The organism is Hylemonella sp. GW821-FHT10B10 (genome assembly GCF_059415585.1).
Map to the genome: position 1 here is coordinate 1,688,829 of NZ_JBWKNN010000001.1, position 22,603 is coordinate 1,711,431.

Genomic DNA, 22,603 nt, shown 5'->3' on the forward strand with positions numbered 1-22,603 from the left:
TTCAGAACTGCAGGTCTTCTATGGATGGCGCCACCGCTATTCTGCCCTCAGCCAGCTGGTCCCGCTGACGGTCCAGACGCTTGAGGTCGTAGAGGTAGTTGACCATCAGGCCATAGGACTGCTTGAGTCCCTTGGGCGAGGGATCGCCCATCCAGTTCAGCCGCTCGACGCGGGCGCCATTGCCCAGGTGAAAACGCGCCACGGGATCCGCGGGCTTGCCCTCCACCATCTCGCGCCCCAGGTAATGGGCAGCGCAATGCAGCAGCCAGCGCCGCAAGGGCGACTTCGCATCCAGGGTGTCCGCCTTGTCCAGCGCCTGCAACAGGTGCGCGGCGGCCGGTGGCTCGAAGCCCACGACCCGTCCCAGTTCGGCCCGTTCTTTTTCCGGGGTCAACTCCAGCATGCGTGCCGCATGCTGCGTCAGCCAAGAACGCAGGCCGGGTATCGGTGACAGGGTGGCGAAATGCCGCAGCCGGGGAAACTCGGCGCTCAGTGTCTCCACCACCCGCTTGATCAGCGAATCCCCGAAGCTCACGCCGCGCAGACCGCTTTGCGTGTTGCTGATGGAGTAGAAGATGGCCGTCGTGGCCTTGCCCAGATCGGACGCTGCGGCCTGCTCATCCAGCAGTGGCGTGATGCTCTCGGCCATGTGGTCGATCAAGGCCACTTCCACGAAGATGAGCGGCTCCGCAGGCAGACGCGGATGGAAAAAGCCGTAGCAGCGGCGATCGGAATCGAGCCGGTTCTTGACATCGGCCCAGCTGCGGATGTCGTGCACGGCCTCGTACTTGATCAGTTTCTCGACCAGGGAAGCCGGCGAATCCCAGCTGATGCGCTGCAGCTCCAGGAAACCGACATCGAACCAGGTGGAGAACATGTACTCCATCTCCACGTCCAGGGCTTGCAAGCGCTTATCCTTCTTGAGGTACGGCTGCATCTCGGCACGCACATCCACCAGGAAACGGATGCCCTCGGGCAGCACGCTGAAGCGCTGCAGCAGGCGCCGGCGCGGCGACACCGTGGCCCGGCGGTACTGCACCTCGGCCGCAGCCTCGTCGGGTGTACCCACGGCGGCGGCGAACTTGGCCTGCGCGCTCTTGACCTTCTCGGCGTCGGCGGTGAACATCTCGCTCATCAGGAGCCACATGTCCCGCCGCCGGGCCACGGTGGCGCCTGCGTAGCGCTGGATCAGCACCTGGGCACGCCGCCCGCCTTCAACCTCGCTGATGCGCGGGTCGATGGTTGTCTTGAGTTCGTCGAGCACGAGCCGCAGCATGCGCGGCGACATCGCCTCTTCCTTGTGGCGCCGGCTGGCGGCCAGGCGCTCGCGGGTAGGCCGCTCCGCCGCCTGCCCCGTCGTCATCCCGCCACCGGACCGGCGATCGTCTGTCGCGGTGCCAGCCGTACCGGCGGCGAGCAGGCCCCGGCGGTCCATGGGGAAGAGACGCGAGACACTGCGGCTGATCCAGCTTGTTGCGTTCATGCCAGCCTCCGGTTTTGTTGACGACTCAGTTCGCGCAGCGCTTCGCGCTGGCGCGTCAGGTGGGTGCGCATGGCTGCCTCTGCCCCCTCGCCGTCGCGCGCCTTAAGCGCGGCATAGACGGCCATGTGTTCGCTCAAGCTCTGCTCCAGCCGGCCCGGCGCATGCAATTGCTGCAGGCGGGCCAGCTTGAGAATCTTGCGCAGGTCACCAATGACCTGGGCCAGCCAGCGGTTGTTGGCCAGCGTGATGATGGCCTCGTGGATGGCGTAATTGGTTTCGTAGTAGTCGACGATGCGTTTGTTGCGCGCCGCCTTCTGCAGCTTATCGTGCAGGGCCTCCAGCGCGACCAGATCCGCATCGCTGGCATGCAGGGCTGCCTCGTGCGCGCAACGCCCTTCCAGCAGGGCGATGACGGGGAAGATTTCGTCCAGGTCCTGCTCGGTCACCTCGTTGACGAAACAGCCGCGTCGGGGTTCGTGCCGCACCAGGCCTTCCGCCGTCAGCACCTTGAGCGCCTCGCGCAGGGGCGTGCGTGAAATCTCCAGGCGTTCGCACAGCGCGACCTCGTCCACGAAGCTGCCCGGCGCCAGCAGCCCGCCAAAGATCTGCTGTCGCAGCTTGTCAGCGACCTGTTCGTGCAGCGAGTTGTGGACGACACGCATGGGCAGACCATCGGTTAGGGGCGAACAACCCGCCACCTCACTCAAGAAGACGGCGGATCCATGGCTGTAATTTTACATAATTATGTGTAATTACAAACCAGGGGATAACCCTGAGTGTCATGGCCGCAACAGATCAGTGTGGCACGCAGGAGTGCTGCTGGGCCGACTCAAGGGCGCAGAGGCTGGCGACCAAGCCACCACCAAAGCCCAGCCCCCAGCAGAATCATGGGCAGGCACAGCCACTGCCCCATGCTGAGGTTCAGGGCCAGCAGGCCCAGATAGTCGTCCGGCTCACGGAAATACTCGGCGATGAAACGCAACAGGCCGTAGCCCACCAGGAAGGCCGAAGCCACCTGGCCCGTGCGGCGCGGCTTGCGGGCATACAACCACAGCAGCACGAACAGCAGCAGCCCCTCCAGCAGGAACTGGTAAAGCTGAGAGGGATGGCGAGGCGCATCGCCGGCCCCACGGAACACCATGGCCCAGGGCAAGGAGGGATCGGCTACCCGCCCCCAGAGTTCACCATTGATGAAATTGCCGATACGGCCGGCCGCCAGACCTGTGGGCACACAGGGCGCCACGAAGTCGGCCACCTGCAGCCAGTGCTTCTTGCGCACGCGGGCAAACCAGAGCATGGCCACCACCACCCCCAGCATGCCACCGTGAAAACTCATGCCCCCCTGCCAGAGCGCAAAGACCTCCAGCGGGTGGCTCAGGTAGTAGGCCGGTTTGTAGAACAGGCAGTAACCCAAGCGCCCGCCGATGACCACGCCGATCACACCGTAGAACAGCACATCCTCGACATCGCGCCGGCTCCAGGCCGCATCCCCCCGGATCGAGGCATAGGGCTCGTGCCGCAGCCGGCGCAGACCCAGGAACATGAAGAGGGCAAAGGCCACCAGGTAGGTGATGCCATACCAGTGGATGGCCAAAGGCCCCAGGCGCAGGGCCACCGGATCGATCGCGGGGTGTATCAGCATGGGCGCCATTGTGCCGCAGCCTCCACCCCACCCTGCCACGGCTTACACTCACGGTCTGCACTGATTTTTCGGCTCTTTTACCGCACACGAACCATGGTTACCAAAGTCATCCAGATCAATCGCCGCTCGGCCAACATTACCGAGGGCAAGTCCCGCGCACCCAACCGCTCCATGTACTACGCCATGGGCTATGAGGAAAGCGATTTCAAGAAACCCATGGTCGGCGTGGCCAACGGCCACAGCACCATCACGCCCTGCAACTCCGGCCTGCAGAAGCTGGCCGACGCCGCGATCGCCGGCATCGAGGAAGCCGGCGGCAACGCCCAGGTCTTCGGCACCCCCACCATCAGCGACGGCATGGCCATGGGCACCGAGGGCATGAAGTACTCCCTGGTTTCGCGTGAAGTCATCTCCGACTGCATCGAGACCTGCGTGCAGGGCCAGTGGATGGACGGCGTGCTGGTGGTTGGCGGCTGCGACAAGAACATGCCCGGTGGCATGATGGGCATGCTGCGCGCCAACGTGCCGGCCATCTACGTCTACGGCGGCACCATCCTGCCGGGCCATTACAAGGGCCAGGACCTGAACATCGTCAGCGTCTTCGAGGCCGTGGGCCAGAACGCCGCCGGCAACATGAGCGACGCCGACCTGCGCGAGATCGAGATGCGCGCCATTCCCGGCACCGGCTCCTGCGGCGGCATGTACACGGCCAATACCATGTCCAGCGCCTTCGAGGCCCTGGGCATGTCCCTGCCCTACTCCTCCACCATGGCCAACCCGCACGACGAGAAGCAGAACTCGGCCAAGGAGTCGGCCAAGGTGCTGATCGAGGCCATCAAGAAAGACCTCAAGCCGCGCGACATCGTGACGCGCAAGAGCATCGAGAACGCCGTGGCCGTCATCATGGCCACGGGCGGTTCGACCAACGCCGTGCTGCACTTCCTGGCCATCGCCCATGCGGCGGATGTGGAGTGGACCATCGACGACTTCGAGCGTGTGCGCAAGAAGACGCCTGTGCTGTGCGACCTCAAGCCCAGCGGCAAGTACCTGGCGGTGGACCTGCACAAAGCCGGCGGCATTCCCCAGGTCATGAAGGTCCTGCTGAACGCCGGCCTGCTGCACGGCGACTGCATCACCATCAGCGGCCAGACCATTGCCGAAGTGCTGAAGGACGTGCCGGACCAGCCGCGCGCCGACCAGGACGTGATCCGCCCGATCAACAAGCCCATGTACGAAGAAGGCCACCTGGCCATCCTCAAGGGCAACCTCTCGCCCGAGGGTGCGGTCGCCAAGATCACCGGTCTGAAGAACCCTGTCATCACCGGCCCGGCCCGCGTGTTCGACGACGAGCAGTCCGCCCTCAAGGCCATCCTGGACGGCAAGATCAAGGCTGGCGACGTCATGGTGCTGCGCTACCTGGGCCCCAAGGGCGGCCCCGGCATGCCCGAGATGCTGGCCCCCACGGGCGCGCTGATCGGCGCCGGCCTGGGCGAGAGCGTGGGGCTGATCACCGACGGTCGCTTCTCGGGCGGCACCTGGGGCATGGTGGTGGGCCACGTGGCACCCGAGGCCGCCGCAGGCGGCACCATCGCCTTCGTCAACGAGGGTGACAGCATCACCATTGACGCGCACCAGCTCAAGCTCGAACTCAACGTATCCGAAGCCGAACTGGCCAAGCGCAAGCAGGGCTGGATGCCGCCCAAGCCCCGCTACACCCGCGGGGTGCAAGCCAAATTCGCCTTCAACGCCTGCTCGGCCAGCAAGGGCGCGGTGCTCGACAACTACTGAGCCCCTACCCTGCGCAAAGCAAACGCCCCGGCGAGCCGGGGCGTTTTTGTTTCAGTGGGCCCTAGCGCCGATCAACGGCGACGCTTCTGGGTGCCCAATGCGTTGCGCTGCTTGTCGATGCGGTCCTGACGCCGCTTGTCCTCGCGCTCCATGGCCTTGCGCCGCGTATACCCGCTGGCATCGGCCCAGGACCACCAAGCCACCGCCAGGCCAAAAGGCGCGAGCACGATGAACCAGCTCCAGTTGACGACGGGGTCCATGTCGAGGTATTTCATCAACAGAAGAATGATGCCCAGTCCCAGAAAATACATAGGTACAGCCCTCGGTGAAGTTGCTGGGTTCCCGCACGGGGTCAACCACAGCCTTTACAATTGCGTTGACTGATTATCTACTCAACCCAGCCCAGAGGAAATCAATGAAACGCGCCCTGTTTGCCCTGCTTGCCACCGCCTCCCTCAGCGCCCCCGCCCTGGCCGATCAGGCCCTGGCCACCGCCAAGAACTGCATGGCCTGCCACGCCGTCGACAAGAAGCTGGTCGGCCCGGCCTTCAAGGACGTCGCCAAGAAATACGCCGGCGACAAGACCGCCGCCGACAAGCTGGCCGCCAAGGTCATCAAGGGCGGTTCGGGCACCTGGGGTCCCGTGCCCATGCCGGCCAACCCGCAAGTCAACGAAGCTGAAGCCAAGAAGCTGGTCGCCTGGGTGCTGTCCCAGAAGTAATCTGCTGCTTCTGCAATAAAAAAGCCCGCGCAAGCGGGCTTTTTTGTTCACGCCAGAACCTCTTGCGAGGGCCTGGCGCTGTCTGGATCAGTTGTTCTGCGACAACTGATCGAGAATTGCGGGGTTTTCCAGCGTCGAGGTGTCCGAGGTGATGGCCTCGCCCTTGGCGATGGAGCGCAGCAGGCGGCGCATGATCTTGCCGCTACGCGTCTTGGGCAGGTTGTCACCGAAACGGATGTCCTTCGGTTTCGCAATCGGGCCGATCTCCTTGGCCACCCAGTCTCGCAGCTCCTTGGCAATGGCCTTGGCTTCATCGCCGGTCGGACGAGAACGCTTGAGTACGACAAACGCACAGATTGCTTCGCCGGTCAGGTCATCGGGGCGGCCCACCACAGCGGCCTCGGCCACCAAGTCGGTCTTGGACACCAGGGCCGATTCGATTTCCATCGTGCCCATGCGGTGGCCCGAAACGTTGAGCACATCGTCGATGCGGCCCGTGATGCGGAAGTAGCCGCGATCGGCACTGCGCACCGCGCCGTCGCCGGCGAGGTAGTAGCCCTTGAGCTCCTCGGGGAAGTAGCTCTTCTTGAAACGCTCGGGGTCGCCCCAGATAGTGCGGATCATCGAAGGCCAGGGCTTTTTCACGACCAGGATGCCGCCCGAACCGTTGGGCACGTCGTGGCCGGCCTCATCGACAATGGCGGCCGAGATGCCCGGCAGCGGCAGGGTGCAGGAACCCGGCACCAGCGGTGTGGCACCCGGCAGCGGGGTGATCATATGGCCGCCAGTCTCAGTCTGCCAGAAGGTGTCCACGATCGGGCAACGCTCGCCGCCCACGTGCTTGTGGTACCACATCCAGGCTTCCGGGTTGATGGGCTCACCCACCGAGCCCAGCAGGCGCAGGCTGCGCAGGTTGGAGCGGGCCGGGTGCACTTTCTCGTCGCCCTCGGCCGCCTTGATCAGCGAGCGAATGGCCGTGGGTGCGGTGTAGAAGATCGTGCACTTGTGCTTCTCGATCATCTGCCAGAAACGGCCGGCGTTCGGGTAGGTCGGTACGCCCTCGAAGACGATCTGCGTGGCGCCAGCGGCCAGGGGGCCGTAGGCAACATAGGTGTGGCCCGTGATCCAGCCGATGTCGGCCGTGCACCAGAAGATGTCGCTGGGCTGGATATCGAAAGTCCAGTCCATGGTCAGCTTGGCCCAAAGCACATACCCCCCGGTGGAATGCTGCACGCCCTTGGGCTTGCCCGTGGAACCCGAGGTGTAGAGGATGAAGAGCGGGTGCTCGGCCCCCACGGCCGTCGGCGCACAGGTGCTGCTCTGTCCGGCCAGCACCTCGGCGAAGGTCTTGTCGCGGCCGGCCACCATGGCGCAGGCGGTGTTAGTGCGCTGATAGACCAGCACGGACTTGATGCTGTCGCAGCCGCCCATCGCCAGACCTTCGTCCACAATGGCCTTGAGCGGCAGTTCCTTGCCGCCGCGCATCTGGTAGTTGGCGGTGATCACAGCGACGGCGCCAGCATCGATGATGCGCTCCTGCAACGACTTGGCCGAGAAACCGCCGAACACCACGGAGTGCGTGGCACCGATGCGCGCGCAGGCCTGCATGGCCACCACACCCTCGATGGTCATGGGCATATAGATGAGGACGCGGTCGCCCTTCTTGATGCCCTGCGCCTTGAGCGCATTGGCGAACTGGCTGACCTTGGCCAGCAGCTCCTTGTACGTCACCTTGGTCACAACACCGTCGTCGGCCTCAAAAATAATGGCCGTCTTGTTCTCGGTCGACGTGCCCATGTGCTTGTCCAGGCAGTTGGCCGAGGCGTTGAGCTCCCCATCGTCAAACCACTTGTAGAAGGGCTTTTTGGAGGCGTCCAGAGTGCGGGTGAAGGGTTTGGTCCAGACCAGGTTCTCGCGTGCCAGTCTGGCCCAAGTACCTTCGAAATCCTTTTCGAAGGTGTCGCACATGGCCTGGTACTGGGCCATGCCGGAGATACGGGCTGCCTTGACGACCGATTCCGCCGGGGGAAAGACACGGTTCTCGACCAGGACGGATTCGATGGCGGAAGAAGATGCACTCATGGCTTGTTTCCTCAGATGGTTTTTGCTTCGCCCCGCAATGTCGCGGCTGGCGCTTACAAGTCACTGACTGACTGGAGGCCGACCAATGTACCGAATCCCGGCCGGGATTGAAATGCGGCCTAAAATCCGCCGTCTAGATAGAAACCCGGATTTTCAGAACATGTCCAGTCCCGAACCGTCCAAAGCCTCCCCGCTGCGTCCCCTGCCCGCCCTTATCTTTTCGAGCCGCTGGCTGCAACTGCCGCTGTATCTGGGCCTGATCGTCGCCCAGGGTGTTTACGTGTATCACTTCCTGTTCGAGTTGCTGCATCTGGTGGAGGCGGCCTTCGGCAGCCAGGCCGCCTTGCAGGCCCTGGTGACCAGCATCGGCTACAAGACCGGTGCGCCCATCACCTCGCTGAACGAGACGGTCATCATGCTGGTGGTGCTGGCCCTGATCGACGTGGTCATGATCTCCAACCTGCTGATCATGGTCATCGTGGGCGGCTACGAAACCTTCGTGAGCCGTATGGACCTCGAAGGCCACCGCGATCAGCCCGAATGGCTTAGCCATGTCAACGCCTCGGTGCTCAAGGTCAAGCTGGCCACCGCCATCATCGGTATCAGCTCCATCCATCTGCTCAAGACCTTCATCAACGCGGACAACTACACCGACCGGGTCCTGATCGCCCAGACCGCGATCCACATCACTTTCCTGCTGTCGGCGATCGCCATCGCCTACACCGACAAGCTGATGTCGGGCCCTTCCGCGGAACATCATTGAACCTCTCATCGAGATCACGCACCATCATGACCACCAGCATCAAGCAAGCCGACCTGATCGAATCCGTCGCCGCCGCACTGCAGTACATCAGCTACTACCATCCGGCCGACTACATCGCCCACCTGGCCCGCGCCTATGCGCGCGAGCAGAGTCCGGCAGCCAAGGACGCCATCGCCCAGATCCTGACCAACAGCAAGATGAGCGCCACCGGCCACCGCCCGATCTGCCAGGACACGGGCATCGTGAACGTCTTCCTCAAGGTGGGCATGAACGTGCGCTGGGAAGGCTTCACCGGCAATCTGGAAGACGCGGTCAACGAAGGTGTGCGCCGCGGCTACAACCATCCCGACAATATGCTGCGCGCCTCGGTCGTGGCCGATCCGCACTTCGCACGCAAGAACACCAAGGACAACACGCCCGCGGTCATCTTTACCGAGATCGTGGCCGGCGACACGGTGGAAGTCACCGTGGCAGCCAAGGGCGGTGGCAGCGAAAACAAGAGCAAGATGGTCATGCTCAACCCCAGTGACTCCATCGTCGACTGGGTGCTCAAGACTGTGCCCACCATGGGCGCGGGCTGGTGCCCGCCGGGCATGCTGGGCATCGGTATCGGCGGCACGGCCGAGAAAGCCGTACTCATGGCCAAGGAAAGCCTGATGGACGACCTGGACATGTACGAGCTGCAGGCCAAGGCAGCCAAGGGTGAAAAACTCACACAGGTCGAAGAATTGCGCCTGGAGCTGTTCGACAAGGTCAACGCGCTGGGCATCGGTGCCCAGGGCCTGGGCGGCCTGACCACGGTGCTGGACATCAAGATCAAGATGTACCCAACACACGCCGCCGGCAAGCCTGTTGCCATGATCCCCAACTGCGCCGCGACCCGTCACGCACATTTCGTCATGGACGGCTCGGGCCCGGTCTACCTGGACCCGCCCAGCCTGGACCTCTGGCCCAACGTCAACTGGGCGCCCGACACGAAGAAGAGCAAGCGCGTCAACCTGGACACGCTGACACCGGCCGAAGTCGCCAGCTGGAAGCCGGGCGACACCCTGCTGCTCAACGGCAAGATGCTCACCGGCCGCGATGCCGCGCACAAGCGCATCCAGGACATGCTGGCCAAGGGCGAGAAGCTGCCAGTGGACTTCAAGAATCGTGTCATCTACTACGTGGGCCCGGTCGACCCGGTCAAGGGTGAAGCCGTCGGCCCCGCGGGCCCGACCACGGCCACGCGCATGGACAAGTTCACCGAGACCATGCTGGGCCAGACCGGCCTGATCGCCATGATTGGCAAGGCCGAACGCGGTCCGGAAGCTGTGGAAGTCATCCGCAAGTACAAGAGCGCCTACCTGATGGCCGTGGGCGGTGCCGCCTATCTGGTCAGCAAGGCCATCAAGACCGCCAAGGTGGTGGGCTTCGAAGACCTGGGCATGGAAGCCATCTACGAGTTTGACGTGGTGGACATGCCCGTCACCGTGGCGGTGGACGCCGGCGGTACCAGCGCACACGTCACTGGCCCGGCCGAGTGGAGCAAGCGCATCGCCAGCGGCGAGTTCAAGGGCATCTCGGTGGCGACCGCCTGAGCAGCGTGGCACGACCGGTCGGCGTCTTCGACAGCGGCATCGGGGGCTTGAGCGTCCTGCAGGCGCTGCGCGCCGAGCTTCCGCACCAGCCCTTCGTCTATGTGGCCGACAGCGGTCATGCGCCTTATGGCGAGCGCGAGAGCGAGCATGTGATCGAACGATCACAGGCCATCACCCGCCACCTGATCCAGGCGCACGGCATCCAGGCCCTGGTCGTGGCCTGCAACACGGCCACCGCCGCTGCCATCGCCGTATTGCGTCAGCAGCATCCTGAACTGCCGATCATCGGCGTGGAGCCTGCGCTCAAGCCCGCGGCCCAGGCCAGCCGAACGGGTCGTGTGGGCGTGCTGGCCACGCGTGGCACCTTGCAAAGTGCCAAATTCCAGGCCTTGCTGGAAACACTGCAAGATCAGGCCAACTTCGTGTTGCAGCCCTGCGACGGCCTGGCCGATGCCATCGAGCGCCAGGACTTCGAACGTGCACAGGCGCTGAGCCGGAGCTATATCGCAGCCATGGGACGCTTTGGCGCGGGCGCGGATGAGATCGACACCGTGGTCCTGGGCTGCACCCACTATCCGCTGATCGCTGGTGCGCTCCAGGACATGCTGGGTCCACAGGTGACCCTGATCGACAGTGGCGCCCCTGTGGCACGACAGACCCGCCGCGTGCTGCCCGAACCCGCCCTCACCGGACACCCGCTGCCGCACCTGAGCACCACCGGGCATCCCGAGCAGTTGCGGGCGGCGGTCGACCGCTGGCTGCAACCACAGTTCGCCATCGAAACACTGAACGACTGAGGCCGGGCGAGGCCTGGCTTGCGACGGCCAGAGGGAAGATGGCTGCAGCCTACTTCCTGCGTCCCTGGCGATACTCCCAGGGTGGTATGGGTCTGGCATCGCGCCAGAGCCCCACACGCTGCTGCCGGGCCTCGGCCTCGGCTGCAGCATAGGCCTCGCGATCGGTGGCCGACAGGCCGGCAGCCTGAGAGCGATCGTGCCAGGCCATGCCGCGCGCGATCTGCTCCAAGTTCACGTCCCGTCCCTGCATGAGCACCTTGCCGCGACGCGGTGCATTCCGGTCGTTACCTGGAATCTCCACCGCCACACCTTTCTGGAAGACCAGGTCACGCAGGGAGTCCAGAGAGCGTTGCCCATAGGCCTGGAATTTCTCCGGCGCATCAAGGCCGGCCAGCCGCACGGTGTGCTGCACCTTCCTGTCATCCACGACCTTGATGGTGTCGCCCGAAACCACGGACGAAACCCGGCCCGTGAGTGTCCAGGCATCCGCCGGAAAGCAGGACAGGAGCGCCAGTGGCAAGGTAAGGGAAGCGAGGAAGGATCTCATGCAGATCGGCAGAGAAAAGAAGAAATGGTCGGGGCGATACGATTCGAACGTACGACCCTCTCGTCCCAAACGAGATGCGCTACCAGGCTGCGCTACGCCCCGACTAGGTCCGTATTCTACCGGCACGCACTCTGGCAACCCGCAAGGAGCCACCTTGGGATAAAGTTTCCCCATGCGCGCTCGCCCTTTTCCCCTTCCCTGGTTGCAAGCCGGCGACGACTTCCCGCCCTTGAGCCAAGCCTGGGGCCCGGGCTCTGAAGCACCCGGTCTGCTGGCCGCAGGAGGAGCCTTGGATGTGCCCACCTTGCGGCGCTCCTATGGGCAGGGCATCTTCCCCTGGTTCAGCACTGGCCAGCCCATCCTCTGGTGGAGTCCGGATCCGCGCATGGTGTTGGAAGTGGCGCAGTTCCGCCTGCACCGGTCCCTGCGCAAGACTCTGCAGAAATTCAGCACAGCCCCCGGCTGTGAAATCCGCTTCGACTCTGCCTTCGACGAGGTGATCACCGCCTGCGCCGGGAGCCCGCGCGCAGGGCAGGACGGCACCTGGATCGTCCCGCCCATGGTGCAGGCCTACGGCGAACTGCACCACGCCGGCTACGCGCACAGCGTCGAAACCTGGATCGATGGGCGGCTCATGGGCGGGCTCTATTGCGTGGCGCTGGGTCGGGCCGTGTTTGGTGAATCCATGTTCACGCGGACCAGCGACGCCTCCAAGATCGCGCTGGCCGCCCTGGTGGCCTTCTGTCGCCATCAAGGCATCACTGCGATCGACTGCCAGCAGAACACCGCGCATCTGGCCTCGCTGGGTGCCCACGAGGTGCCACGTGTGGATTTCTTGCGCCATATCTCGCAGGCGCAGCTGCAGCCGCCCCCCCCTTGGCGCTTTCAACCCCTATACTGGCGTGAACTGATGATGGCCCCCGCGGAGTCAACGTGACGCACCTCAAGGATCTGCCCCTTCAGAGCCTGCAGTTCTATGCCACGGCACCCTACCCGTGCAGTTATCTGGGTGGCCGTCTGGCGCGTTCTCAAGTGGCCACGCCCAGCCACCTCATCAACAACTCCACCTACTCCGGACTCGTCGCCCAGGGTTTTCGCCGCAGCGGCATGTTCACCTACCGTCCGCACTGTGATGGCTGCCAGGCCTGCATCCCGCTGCGCGTGCGCGTACCGGACTTCCAGCCCACGCGCAGCCAGCGCCGCGCCTGGAAACAGCACCGGAACCTGCAGGTCCGCGTCTCGCGCCTGTGCTTCGTGCCCGAGCACTACCAACTCTACCTGCGCTACCAGAACGGGCGCCACGCGGGCGGCGGCATGGACCAGGACAGCATCGACCAGTACACCCAGTTCCTGCTGCAAAGCCGTGTCAACTCGCGTCTGGTCGAATTCCGCGAAACGCTGGCCGATGGTTCCCCCGGCGCCCTCTGCATGGTGTCCGTGCTCGATGTGCTCGACGATGGCATCTCTGCGGTCTACACCTTCTATGAACCTGGCCACGATGCCAGCTATGGCACCTACAGCGTCCTCTGGCAGATCGAGCAGGCAGGGCTGCTGGGCCTGCCCCACGTCTACCTCGGCTACTGGATCGAGGACAGCCCGAAGATGAACTACAAGGCACGGTTCGGCCCGCACGAGCTGCTCTTGCAAGGCCAATGGAGAGCTGCCGGACCCGGCAGCAGCATGCCGTTGGCCAGATAACGATTTCACGAGGTAAAATCGGCACCATTGCAGGAGAGTGCCCGATGAAGAAAAAAGATCCGGATGCGGTTGTCACGCCGACCGTGCAGGTGATCGAACGGATGTTCACGCTGATGGACGTCCTGGCCTCGCGCGAAGAGGCCATTTCGCTCAAGGAAATCAGCGAGAAAACCGGCCTGCACCCCTCGACCGCCCACCGCATCCTCAACGACCTCGCCAGTGGCCGCTACGTCGACCGTCCGCAACCCGGTACCTACCGCCTAGGCATGCGTCTGCTGGAGCTTGGAAATCTGGTCAAGGCGCGCCTCAATGTGCGCGATGCGGCCATTGCCCCCATGCGCGAACTACACCGCCTGATCCAGCAGCCGGTCAATCTGAGCATGCGTCAGGGCGACGAGATCGTCTACATCGAGCGCGCCTACAGCGAGCGCTCAGGCATGCAGGTGGTGCGTGCCATCGGCGGCCGTGCCCCCCTTCACCTCACTTCGGTGGGCAAGCTGTTCCTCGCCGCCGACGATCCGCAGCGCGTGCGCGCCTATGCCACGCGCACCGGCCTGGCGGGTCACACCAAGAACAGCATCACTCAGTTGCCGGTCCTCGAACGCGAACTCTCCAAGGTACGCCAGTACGGCACTGCACATGACGACGAAGAGCTCGAACTGGGCGTGCACTGCATGGCTGCAGGGATTCACGACGACCAGGGCAAGCTGGTGGCCGGTCTGTCGATCTCGGCCCCTACGGGACGTCTGGACAAGGAATGGCTGCCCAAGCTGCAGACCGTGGCCAGCGAGATCTCCCGAATGCTCGGCTACCAGGCCGGCAGCACAGACAAACGCTGAAACGGACCCCGCACGGGGGCCCGCCGGCGTCAGGAATTGACGTTGATCAGCGAAACCGGAGTCTGGGGACCGATCAGGTTCTCGGTCATCGGTCCCGGTACCTTGGCGGGAATCGATTCAACCCAGCGACGCACGCGCTCGGCATCGCCCAGCCGGCTGAGCTTGCCGGCGGAATCCAGGAAAACCATGATGAGGTTGCGCCCAGCCACCTTGACCTGCATGACCAGGCATTGGCCAGCCTCGGAGATGTAACCCGTCTTCTGCAGACCGATTTCCCAAGTGGGATTGCGCACCAGTCGATTGGTGTTGCTGAACATGAGCTTGCGCCGGCCAACCGCCACCTGATAAGCGGGAGAGGTGGAGTATTCGCGCAACAGGCTGTCATCGGAAGCCACGTTGACCAGCACGGCCAGATCACGCGCGCTGGAGCGGTTCTTGCTGGACAGGCCCGTGGGCTCGACATACTGCGTGTCCTGCATGCCCAGCAGTTGGGCTTTGGCATTCATCATTTCGACGAACACCTGCAAGCCACCCGGATAAGTACGTCCCAAGGCGTGAGCCGCGCGATTTTCGCTGGACATCAATGCCAGATGCATCAATTCACCGCGGCTCAGGGTCGAACCCACGCGCAGGCGCGAGGTGCTGCCCTTCTCAGTGTCCACATCGTCCTGAGTGATGGTGATCATCTCCTCCAAAGGAAGCTCGGCCTCGCTGATCAGCAGGCCCGTCATGAGCTTGGTCAGCGAAGCGATGGGTAGCACGGCTTCTTCGTTCTTGCTGAGCAGCACTTCCTGGGTTTCCTGGTCTATGACGTAGGCTACGCTGGAACGCAGGGACAGAGGATCGGTGGCGCCATGCAGTCCGGCACGCATGCCATCCGAAGGCCGTGCCGGCCGCACGATGCGGGCCGCCGGGCGCTTGGCGTAGGTTTTGCGCTTGGCCTGATAGCTGACCTTGACCACCTGCGACCTGGCCCCGGCCTGGCTTTCCTTGCCTTGGCCGGCAGACGCGGCAAAGGCCAAGCCGGATGCACCCAGCATCAGGAACGGCAAGGCCGTCAAAGCCCAGATAAAACGTTGGAAGTGATTCACCAGTCCGACCTTGCACAAGAAACAAATGGATGCCACGGATACATGGCATCTGTCTAGGCAAGGTTATACCGAAAATATCAAACTGAATCAACCACTTGTGTCGTTTTTCTAAACAAACTCTTACATATATAGGTAATAACCCTAGCCCTGAGCGGCCACACGATCAGCTTTGCTGTGCAACTTGTTGAGCGCACTGAGATAAGCCTTGGCAGACGCGACCACGATATCGGGATCTGATCCGACACCGTTGACCACGCGGCCGCTATTCTGCAGACGCACGGTCACTTCGCCCTGGCTCTCAGTCGATCCGCTGATGGCATTGACCGAGTACAGGACCATCTCGGCGCCACTCTTGACGTGCGACTCGATCGCCTTGAGCGACGCGTCCACCGGACCGTTGCCATCGGACTCGCCGTGTACCTCCTTGCCTTCCACCGTGATCACGATGGCAGCATGGGGCCGTTCGCCGGTTTCGCTGTGCTGTGAAAGCGAGATGAAACCGTACTGCTCCTTCTCGCTGGTCACGCTCTCGTCGCTCACCAGAGCCAGGATATCCTCGTCAAAGATCTCGCTCTTGCGATCGGCGAGCTCCTTGAAACGTGCAAAGGCTGTGTTGAGCTCGCCTTCGCTCTCCAGGCTCACACCCAGATCTTGCAGACGCTGTTTGAAGGCATTGCGACCACTGAGCTTGCCCAGCACGATCTTGTTGGCGCTCCAGCCCACGTCCTCGGCCCGCATGATCTCGTAAGTGTCGCGCGCCTTCAGCACGCCGTCCTGGTGGATACCGGAGGCATGGGCGAAGGCATTGGCACCCACAACAGCCTTGTTGGGCTGCACTACAAAACCGGTGGTCTGACTCACCATGCGGCTGGCGGGCACGATCTGCGACGTATCGATGCCGACCTCCAGGTTGAAATAATCCCGCCGCGTCTTCACGGCCATCACGATCTCCTCCAGGCTGCAGTTACCTGCACGTTCTCCCAGGCCGTTGATCGTGCACTCAACCTGACGCGCTCCCCCAATCTTCACTCCGGCCAGTGAGTTGGCCACCGCCATGCCCAGGTCGTTGTGGCAGTGCACCGACCAGATCGCCTTGTCGGAATTCGGCACACGTTCGCGCAAGGTCTTGATGAAGTTGCCATAAAGCTCAGGCACTGCATACCCCACCGTATCCGGGATATTGATGGTGGTGGCCCCCTCCTTGATGACCGCCTCCACCACACGGCACAGGAAGTCCATCTCGCTGCGGTAGCCGTCTTCGGCGCTGAACTCCACGTCGGCCACCTGGTTGCGGGCAAAGCGGACTGCCAGCTTGGCCTGTTCCAGCACCTGCTCCGGACTCATGCGCAGCTTCTTCTCCATGTGCAACGGCGAGGTGGCGATGAAGGTGTGGATACGGGCCCGATTTGCGCCCTTGAGGGCTTCGGCCGCGCGCGAGATGTCCCGATCGTTGGCCCGCGACAGCGAGCAGACAGTGGACTCCTTGATGGTGTTGGCAATGTTCTGGATCGCCTCGAAATCACCATTGGAGCTGGCAGCGAAACCAGCCTCGATCACGTCCACCTTCAGGCGCTCCAGCTGGCGTGCAATGCGCAGCTTCTCATCCTTGGTCATGGAGGCACCCGGCGACTGCTCGCCGTCGCGCAAAGTCGTATCGAAAATGATCAATTTCTCAGCCATCTCAAACTCCTGTTCGTCTTCAATTCAAGAATCAACAACCGTAAAAGCAAAAGGCCCGCTGCGGATGCAAACGGGCCTTTGATGGGAATGCGCGCGCGCTACTGATCCCGCCCGTTATGGCGTAGCAGCAGTAGTGCTAGCGAGAATTTCTTCATGGCTTCAATGTACCACAATCAAACGCCGTGTGCATAGCCCTATTCTATGGTGCCAATTACTGGTGCAGCCCACGCTCTTCGGGCTCGTCGGTCGAGGTGCTGATGACGCTGGTCGGCTTGCCTTTGGCCCTGCGCACGGCATACACAACATATCCGCTCAGGCCGTAGACCACGAAAACGCCGAACAGCACCACGGGCGGGTGGATGTTGATCACCGCAATGCCCAGGGCAATCAGGACGATCACCACAAAGGGCACGCTCTTCTTCATGTGCACGTCCTTGAAGCTGTAGAAGGGCACATTGCTGACCATGGTCAGGCCGGCGTACAGGGCCAGCACGAACATGGGCCATGCCACCGTCGGGCCTGCTACATCCAGTTCCGTCATGATCCAGATGAATCCCGTCACCAGGGCGGCGGCGGCGGGTGAAGGCAGGCCTTGGAAATAGCGCTTGTCCACCACGCCTGTATTGACGTTGAAGCGCGCCAGCCGCAATGCAGCACAGGCACAGTAGACAAAAGCAGCGATCCAGCCCCAGCGCCCCAGCCCCTTGAGCGCCCACTCATAGGCGATCAGGGCCGGTGCCGCGCCAAAAGACACCATGTCCGACAGCGAATCCATCTGCTCGCCAAAGGCGCTTTGCGTATTGGTCATGCGCGCCACCCGGCCGTCCAGGCTGTCTAGCACCATGGCCGAGAAGACGCCGATGGCGGCCAGGTCGAAGCGGCCGTTCATGGCCATGACGATGGCATAGAAGCCGCCAAACAAGCCGCCCAGGGTAAACAGATTGGGCAGGATGTAGATGCCCTTGCGGCGCTTGCGCACCACCACAGCCTCCTCTGCGCCGATGCGCTCCTCTGCACCATCATGCATGTCGCACCTCCGCCCCGCAAAGGCAGGTCAATGTGTCAAGGTCTTGAGTATTCATGGCGGCAAGTGTAAAGCAGGCCACGCCTGCGTGAGACAAAAAAACAAGGCCACCGAAGTGGCCTTGTTTCAAGCGGTAAAGACCGATCAGTTGCGGGTCTGGTCGACCAGCTTGTTCTTGGCGATCCAGGGCATCATGGCGCGCAGCTGGCTGCCCACCTTCTCGATGCTGTGATCAGCCGTATTGCGACGGCGGGCCGTCATGCTCGGGTAGTTGGTACGGCCTTCCAGGATGAACATCTTGGCGTAGTCGCCGTTCTGGATGCGCTTGAGCGCATTGCGCATGGCGACGCGCGACTGCTCGTTGATCACCTCGGGGCCGGTCACATACTCGCCATACTCCGCATTGTTGGAGATCGAGTAGTTCATGTTGGCAATGCCGCCCTCGTAGATCAGGTCCACGATGAGCTTGAGCTCGTGCAGGCACTCGAAGTAGGCCATCTCAGGGGCGTAGCCGGCCTCGACCAGGGTCTCGTAACCCATCTTGATCAGCTCGACGGCACCACCGCACAGCACGGCCTGCTCGCCGAACAGGTCAGTCTCGGTCTCTTCCTTGAAGTTGGTCTCGATGATGCCGGCCTTGCCGCCACCATTGGCCATGGCGTAGGACAGAGCCAGGTCACGGGCCTTGCCGCTCTTGTCCTGATGCACCGCCACCAGGTGGGGCACGCCGCCACCTTGGGTGTAGGTGTTGCGCACGGTATGGCCGGGAGCCTTAGGCGCCACCATCCACACGTCCAGATCGGCGCGCGGCACGACCTGGTTGTAATGCACGTTGAAGCCGTGGGCGAAGGCCAGCGAAGCGCCCTTCTTGATATTGGGCGCGACGTTGTTGGTGTACACCTCGGCGATCTGTTCGTCGGGCAGCAGGATCATGACCACATCGGCGGCCTTGACGGCGTCGTTCACTTCCATCACGGTCAGGCCGGCCTTGCCGACCTTGTCCCACGAGGCGCCGCCCTTGCGCAGCCCGACCACGACCTTGACGCCGCTGTCGTTCAGGTTCTGGGCGTGGGCATGGCCCTGGCTGCCGTAACCGATGATGGCCACGGTCTTGCCTTTGATCAGGCTCAGGTCACAGTCCTTGTCGTAGAAAACTTTCACTTCTTTTCTCCTAGGTAAAACTTGATATTCAGACGCGCAGAATGCGCTCGCCGCGGCCAATGCCGCTGCTGCCGGTACGCACCGTCTCGAGGATAGCGCCACGATCGATCGCCTCGAGGAAGGCGTCGTTCTTGGACTGGTCACCCGTCATTTCGATGGTGTAGCTTTTGTCGGTGACGTCGATGATACGTCCGCGGAAGATGTCCGCCATCCGCTTCATTTCCTCACGCTCCTTGCCTACCGCGCGTACCTTGACCATCATGAGCTCGCGCTCGATGTAGGCACCCTCGGTGAGGTCGACCACCTTGACCACCTCGATGAGACGGTTCAGGTGCTTGGTGATCTGCTCGATCACGTCATCCGACCCGGTGGTCTCGATGGTCATGCGCGAGAGGCTCGGGTCTTCCGTCGGCGCGACGGTCAGGGACTCGATGTTGTAACCACGGGCCGAGAACAGGCCCACCACGCGGGAGAGCGCGCCAGGTTCGTTCTCCAGCAATACGGCAATGATGTGTTTCATGTATGGATTCCTCTTTTCGCCGCCCTCCCCCGGTCGCGGTAACGACCGGGCTTGGCGGACAATAGATTCGTCTTGAGTTGAGGTGGCGCGACCTGAACGGCCGCACCGGCTTACAGGTCTTCGGCCCCCAGCAGCATCTCGGTGATGCCCATGCCGGCCTTGACCATCGGGAAAACGTTCTCGGTGGGGTCGGTGCGGAAGTCCATGAAGACCGTGCGGTCCTTGAGCTTGCGCGCTTCGCGCAGCGCCGGCTCGACGTCTTCCGGCTTCTCGATGAGCATGCCAACGTGGCCATAGGCCTCGGCCAGCTTCACGAAATTGGGCAGCGCGTCCATGTAGCTATGGCTGTAGCGACCAGAGTATTCGATCTCCTGCCACTGGCGCACCATGCCCAGGTAGCGGTTGTTCAGCGACAGGATCTTGATCGGCGTGTTGTACTGCAGACAGGTCGAGAGTTCCTGGATGCACATCTGCACCGAGCCCTCACCCGTCACGCAGAACACCTCGCTCTCGGGCTTGGCCAGCTTGATGCCCATGGCATAAGGAATGCCCACGCCCATAGTGCCCAGCCCCCCGGAATTGATCCAGCGACGCGGCTCGTTGAACTTGTAGTACTGGGCGGCCCACATCTGGTGCTGACCGACGTCGGAGGTGATGTAGGCCTCGACGTCCTTGGTCATGTTCCAGAGCGTCTCGATCACGTGCTGCGGCTTGATCACGTCCTTGTTGCCGCGGTCGTACTTCAGGCAGTCGCGCTTGCGCCAGCCATCGATGGCTTCCCACCAGGAGCCCAGCGCATTCGCATCGGGCCGCGCCGGGCCTTCCTTGATCATGGCGATCATCTCGGTCAGCACATCCTTGACGTCGCCCACGATCGGGATGTCGACCTTGACGCGTTTGGAGATGCTCGACGGGTCGATGTCGATGTGGATGATCTTGCGCTCGTTCTGCGCGAAGTGCTTCGGATTGCCGATCACGCGGTCGTCGAAACGCGCGCCCACGGCCAGCAGCACGTCACAGTTCTGCATGGCGTTGTTGGCCTCGATCGTTCCATGCATGCCCAGCATGCCCAGGAATTTGGGATCTGTGGCCGGGTAGGCGCCCAGGCCCATCAAGGTGTTGGTTACTGGGTAGCCCAGCATGTCCACCAGGGTGCGCAGCTCAGCGGTGGCGTTGCCCAGCAACACGCCCCCACCGGTATAGATATAGGGGCGCTTGGCGGCCAACAGCAGTTGCAAGGCCTTGCGGATCTGGCCCGCATGGCCCTTGCGCACCGGGTTGTAGGAGCGCATGGTCACCGATTCAGGGTAACCGCTGTATGGCACCTTCTTGAAGGACACGTCCTTGGGGATGTCCACCACCACCGGACCGGGACGGCCGCTGCGGGCGATGTGGAAGGCCTTCTTCATGGTCTCGGCCAGATCCTTGGCATCCTTGACCAGGAAGTTGTGCTTGACGATGGGGCGCGTGATACCCACGGTGTCGCACTCCTGGAAGGCATCCAGGCCGATGGCGGCCGTTGGTACCTGGCCAGTGATGATCACCATCGGGATGCTGTCCATGTAGGCCGTGGCGATGCCGGTGATGGCATTGGTCACGCCGGGACCCGAGGTCACCAATGACACGCCCACGTCACCCGTGGCGCGGGCATAGCCGTCGGCGGCGTGCACAGCCGCCTGCTCGTGACGCACCAGAATGTGTTGGATGGTGTCTTGCTTGTAGAAAGCGTCGTAGATGTGCAGGACGGCGCCGCCGGGATAACCCCAGACGTACTTCACGCCCTCAGCTTGCAGGGCCTTGACGAGGATCTCGGCGCCACGCAACTCTTCTCCCTGACCAGCAGCGCTGGCTGCAGCGGCGGAAGTGATTTCAGCCTTGGAAATTTCCATGATGAACCTTTGTGAATTTCTCTAACGAAAAACCTAGGGTGCCCCTTCGCAAATGCTTGTGGCATCGCGTCGAGACTTGAGATCAAAGCCATGGGCGCCTTGGATAACCGCGCCGGACCGTGACCCGTTTGCTTTTTGATTCGCAATCATCATTATCGCACTGCAGCATTCAAATTCGCGGGCGCGGGCCCATAAATGTGCGTCTCGGTGCCATAATCCAGCCCCAAAGTGGCCTTTTGAGGTCGCCGCCCCTTCAAAGACACCCTCGCGCCCCCTGGTTCCAGCCCTTGGCCACCGAACAAGAACTGTCCGAATTCCTCAAAAGCGTGGAAAAACGCGCTTTCAAGCGCTCGGTCTACCATGTGCGCAACGACGAGGCCGCGCTGGACATCGTGCAGGACAGCATGATGAAGCTGGTGGAGCACTACAGCCACAAGCCGCCTGACGAGCTGCCCATGCTCTTCCAGCGCATCCTCTCCAACACCACCCTGGACTGGTTTCGCCGGCAAAAGACGCGTAATGCCCTGTTCTCGAACCTCAGCGACTTTGAGTCGGAGTCGGATGACGGCGAGTTCAATCTGTTGGAAAATCTCGACAGTTCGGATCAGGCTACCCAGGTCGAGAGCGCAGAGACCTCGACCCAGCGGGCCCAGATCTTGCGTGAAATCGAGCTGGAGATCCAGGAATTGCCGGCCCGTCAACGGGAAGCCTTCCTGATGCGTTACTGGGAGGAATTGGACGTGGCGGAAACCGCTGCGGCCATGGGCTGCTCCGAAGGCAGTGTGAAAACACACTGTTCCAGGGCGGTTCAGGCTCTGAACAAAGCCTTGAGGGCCAAGGGAATACAACTATGAAACAGATGATCACTGACGACTATCTGTCCGTCCAGGACCGTTATGGCCGCCAATTGGCGGCCCGCCTGGATGCGTCTGCCTCGGCCCTGCCGCATGACATCAGCGAGCGGCTGCGCGTAGCGCGCCTGCAAGCCATGGACAAGTACCGTACGGTACTTGTCCGGGAGGCCGTCACCCTGTCCCTGGACGGCGGAGTGGCCACGCTGGGCGGCGGCGAGAACGACCGCGGGCTCTGGCCCCGGCTGGTGTCCCTCGTCCCTCTGCTGGCCCTGATCGCCGGCCTGGTGGCCATCCAGATGGTGGGAACCGACCAGATTGCGGAAGATCTGGCCGAACTTGATGCGGCCATCCTGACCGACGATCTGCCGCCCGATGCCTATGCCGACCCTGGCTTCGCCCAGTTCCTCAAGGCGCGGCTGGACCAGTTGCAGCAAAACTGAACCT

The 22,603-nt window shown here is 62.7% G+C and carries 22 protein-coding genes and 1 tRNA gene; 10 read left to right on the plus strand and 13 right to left on the minus strand.

All coding sequences use genetic code 11. The features are described from left to right. Position 1: 1 nt before the first annotated feature. The 3 genes from AC07NT_RS08230 to lgt form a co-directional block, all read right to left on the minus strand. Positions 2-1,483 (minus strand): malonyl-CoA decarboxylase, encoded by a 1,482-nt coding sequence (locus tag AC07NT_RS08230; RefSeq protein ID WP_498596940.1) that lies wholly within the window; start codon positions 1,481-1,483, stop codon positions 2-4. Next, entirely contained in the window at positions 1,480-2,145 is a 666-nt protein-coding gene (locus tag AC07NT_RS08235; RefSeq protein ID WP_498596939.1) for a GntR family transcriptional regulator, read from the minus strand. The genes AC07NT_RS08230 and AC07NT_RS08235 overlap by 4 nt, the downstream gene beginning before the upstream one ends. A gap of 167 nt (positions 2,146-2,312) precedes the next feature. Further along, entirely contained in the window at positions 2,313-3,125 is an 813-nt protein-coding gene (lgt, locus tag AC07NT_RS08240; RefSeq protein ID WP_498596938.1) for a prolipoprotein diacylglyceryl transferase, read from the minus strand. Between the two features lie 93 nt (positions 3,126-3,218). On the opposite strand from lgt, the gene ilvD reads away from it, so the two are divergent. Next, positions 3,219-4,913, plus strand: a complete 1,695-nt coding sequence (gene ilvD / locus AC07NT_RS08245; protein WP_498596937.1) for a dihydroxy-acid dehydratase — start codon at positions 3,219-3,221, stop codon at positions 4,911-4,913. A 71-nt stretch (positions 4,914-4,984) separates the two neighbouring features. Here the strand turns inward: ilvD and AC07NT_RS08250 are convergent, their stop codons facing one another. Then, the gene (locus tag AC07NT_RS08250; protein WP_498596936.1) at positions 4,985-5,224 is read right to left on the minus strand and encodes a TIGR04438 family Trp-rich protein; all 240 of its coding nucleotides are present in this window, start codon (positions 5,222-5,224) and stop codon (positions 4,985-4,987) included. Between the two features lie 104 nt (positions 5,225-5,328). On the opposite strand from AC07NT_RS08250, the gene AC07NT_RS08255 reads away from it, so the two are divergent. Beyond that, positions 5,329-5,634, plus strand: coding sequence for a c-type cytochrome (locus AC07NT_RS08255; protein WP_498596935.1), 306 nt, complete (start codon positions 5,329-5,331; stop codon positions 5,632-5,634). Between the two features lie 87 nt (positions 5,635-5,721). Here AC07NT_RS08255 and acs read toward each other — a convergent pair whose 3' ends face one another. Next, positions 5,722-7,716 carry an acetate--CoA ligase gene (gene acs / locus AC07NT_RS08260; RefSeq protein ID WP_498596934.1) on the minus strand — a complete coding sequence of 665 codons (1,995 nt, stop codon included), beginning with the start codon at positions 7,714-7,716 and terminating at the stop codon, positions 5,722-5,724. A gap of 160 nt (positions 7,717-7,876) precedes the next feature. Here acs and AC07NT_RS08265 point away from each other — a divergent pair, with 160 nt between their 5' ends. Genes AC07NT_RS08265 through murI form a run of 3 tightly spaced genes read left to right on the plus strand, consistent with a single transcriptional unit; the run spans position 7,877 to position 10,856 of the window. Further along, positions 7,877-8,479, plus strand: coding sequence for a TIGR00645 family protein (locus AC07NT_RS08265; RefSeq protein ID WP_498596933.1), 603 nt, complete (start codon positions 7,877-7,879; stop codon positions 8,477-8,479). 26 nt (positions 8,480-8,505) lie between these two features. Then, on the plus strand, positions 8,506-10,059 hold the full coding sequence (locus AC07NT_RS08270) for a fumarate hydratase (protein ID WP_498596932.1): 1,554 nt from the start codon (positions 8,506-8,508) through the stop codon (positions 10,057-10,059). A gap of 5 nt (positions 10,060-10,064) precedes the next feature. Next, positions 10,065-10,856 (plus strand): glutamate racemase, encoded by a 792-nt coding sequence (murI, locus tag AC07NT_RS08275; protein ID WP_498596931.1) that lies wholly within the window; start codon positions 10,065-10,067, stop codon positions 10,854-10,856. Between the two features lie 49 nt (positions 10,857-10,905). Here the strand turns inward: murI and AC07NT_RS08280 are convergent, their stop codons facing one another. Both AC07NT_RS08280 and AC07NT_RS08285 read right to left on the minus strand, forming a co-directional pair. Then, positions 10,906-11,403 (minus strand): thermonuclease family protein, encoded by a 498-nt coding sequence (locus AC07NT_RS08280; RefSeq protein ID WP_498596930.1) that lies wholly within the window; start codon positions 11,401-11,403, stop codon positions 10,906-10,908. A gap of 25 nt (positions 11,404-11,428) precedes the next feature. After that, a tRNA-Pro gene (locus AC07NT_RS08285) sits at positions 11,429-11,505 on the minus strand. A 70-nt stretch (positions 11,506-11,575) separates the two neighbouring features. On the opposite strand from AC07NT_RS08285, the gene aat reads away from it, so the two are divergent. Genes aat through AC07NT_RS08300 form a run of 3 tightly spaced genes read left to right on the plus strand, consistent with a single transcriptional unit; the run spans position 11,576 to position 13,940 of the window. After that, positions 11,576-12,340, plus strand: coding sequence for a leucyl/phenylalanyl-tRNA--protein transferase (gene aat, locus AC07NT_RS08290; RefSeq protein WP_498596929.1), 765 nt, complete (start codon positions 11,576-11,578; stop codon positions 12,338-12,340). After that, positions 12,337-13,101: an arginyltransferase gene (locus tag AC07NT_RS08295; RefSeq protein WP_498596928.1), complete on the plus strand. Its 765-nt coding sequence runs from the start codon at positions 12,337-12,339 to the stop codon at positions 13,099-13,101. Before aat ends, AC07NT_RS08295 begins: the two co-directional genes overlap by 4 nt. Positions 13,102-13,145: 44 nt before the next feature. Then, positions 13,146-13,940 (plus strand): IclR family transcriptional regulator, encoded by a 795-nt coding sequence (locus tag AC07NT_RS08300; protein WP_498596927.1) that lies wholly within the window; start codon positions 13,146-13,148, stop codon positions 13,938-13,940. A gap of 29 nt (positions 13,941-13,969) precedes the next feature. Here the strand turns inward: AC07NT_RS08300 and AC07NT_RS08305 are convergent, their stop codons facing one another. The 6 genes from AC07NT_RS08305 to AC07NT_RS08330 form a co-directional block, all read right to left on the minus strand. Further along, positions 13,970-15,031: a serine hydrolase gene (locus AC07NT_RS08305; protein ID WP_498596926.1), complete on the minus strand. Its 1,062-nt coding sequence runs from the start codon at positions 15,029-15,031 to the stop codon at positions 13,970-13,972. A 141-nt stretch (positions 15,032-15,172) separates the two neighbouring features. After that, the gene (locus AC07NT_RS08310) at positions 15,173-16,711 is read right to left on the minus strand and encodes a 2-isopropylmalate synthase (protein WP_498596925.1); all 1,539 of its coding nucleotides are present in this window, start codon (positions 16,709-16,711) and stop codon (positions 15,173-15,175) included. A gap of 211 nt (positions 16,712-16,922) precedes the next feature. Continuing rightward, positions 16,923-17,738 (minus strand): CDP-diacylglycerol--serine O-phosphatidyltransferase, encoded by an 816-nt coding sequence (pssA, locus tag AC07NT_RS08315; protein WP_498596924.1) that lies wholly within the window; start codon positions 17,736-17,738, stop codon positions 16,923-16,925. A 141-nt stretch (positions 17,739-17,879) separates the two neighbouring features. Then, entirely contained in the window at positions 17,880-18,896 is a 1,017-nt protein-coding gene (ilvC, locus tag AC07NT_RS08320; protein ID WP_498596923.1) for a ketol-acid reductoisomerase, read from the minus strand. Positions 18,897-18,924: 28 nt separating this feature from the next. Then, positions 18,925-19,416, minus strand: coding sequence for an acetolactate synthase small subunit (ilvN, locus tag AC07NT_RS08325; protein WP_493037184.1), 492 nt, complete (start codon positions 19,414-19,416; stop codon positions 18,925-18,927). A 110-nt stretch (positions 19,417-19,526) separates the two neighbouring features. Continuing rightward, complete coding sequence (locus AC07NT_RS08330; RefSeq protein WP_498596922.1) at positions 19,527-21,305, minus strand: acetolactate synthase 3 catalytic subunit; 1,779 nt, start codon at positions 21,303-21,305, stop codon at positions 19,527-19,529. 287 nt (positions 21,306-21,592) lie between these two features. Here AC07NT_RS08330 and AC07NT_RS08335 point away from each other — a divergent pair, with 287 nt between their 5' ends. Together AC07NT_RS08335 and AC07NT_RS08340 are read left to right on the plus strand one after the other, a co-directional pair. After that, a complete protein-coding gene (locus AC07NT_RS08335) occupies positions 21,593-22,159 on the plus strand; it encodes an RNA polymerase sigma factor (protein ID WP_498596921.1) in 567 nt (188 codons plus the stop codon). Next, the gene (locus tag AC07NT_RS08340; protein WP_498596920.1) at positions 22,156-22,599 is read left to right on the plus strand and encodes a DUF3619 family protein; all 444 of its coding nucleotides are present in this window, start codon (positions 22,156-22,158) and stop codon (positions 22,597-22,599) included. Before AC07NT_RS08335 ends, AC07NT_RS08340 begins: the two co-directional genes overlap by 4 nt. Positions 22,600-22,603: the final 4 nt, after the last annotated feature.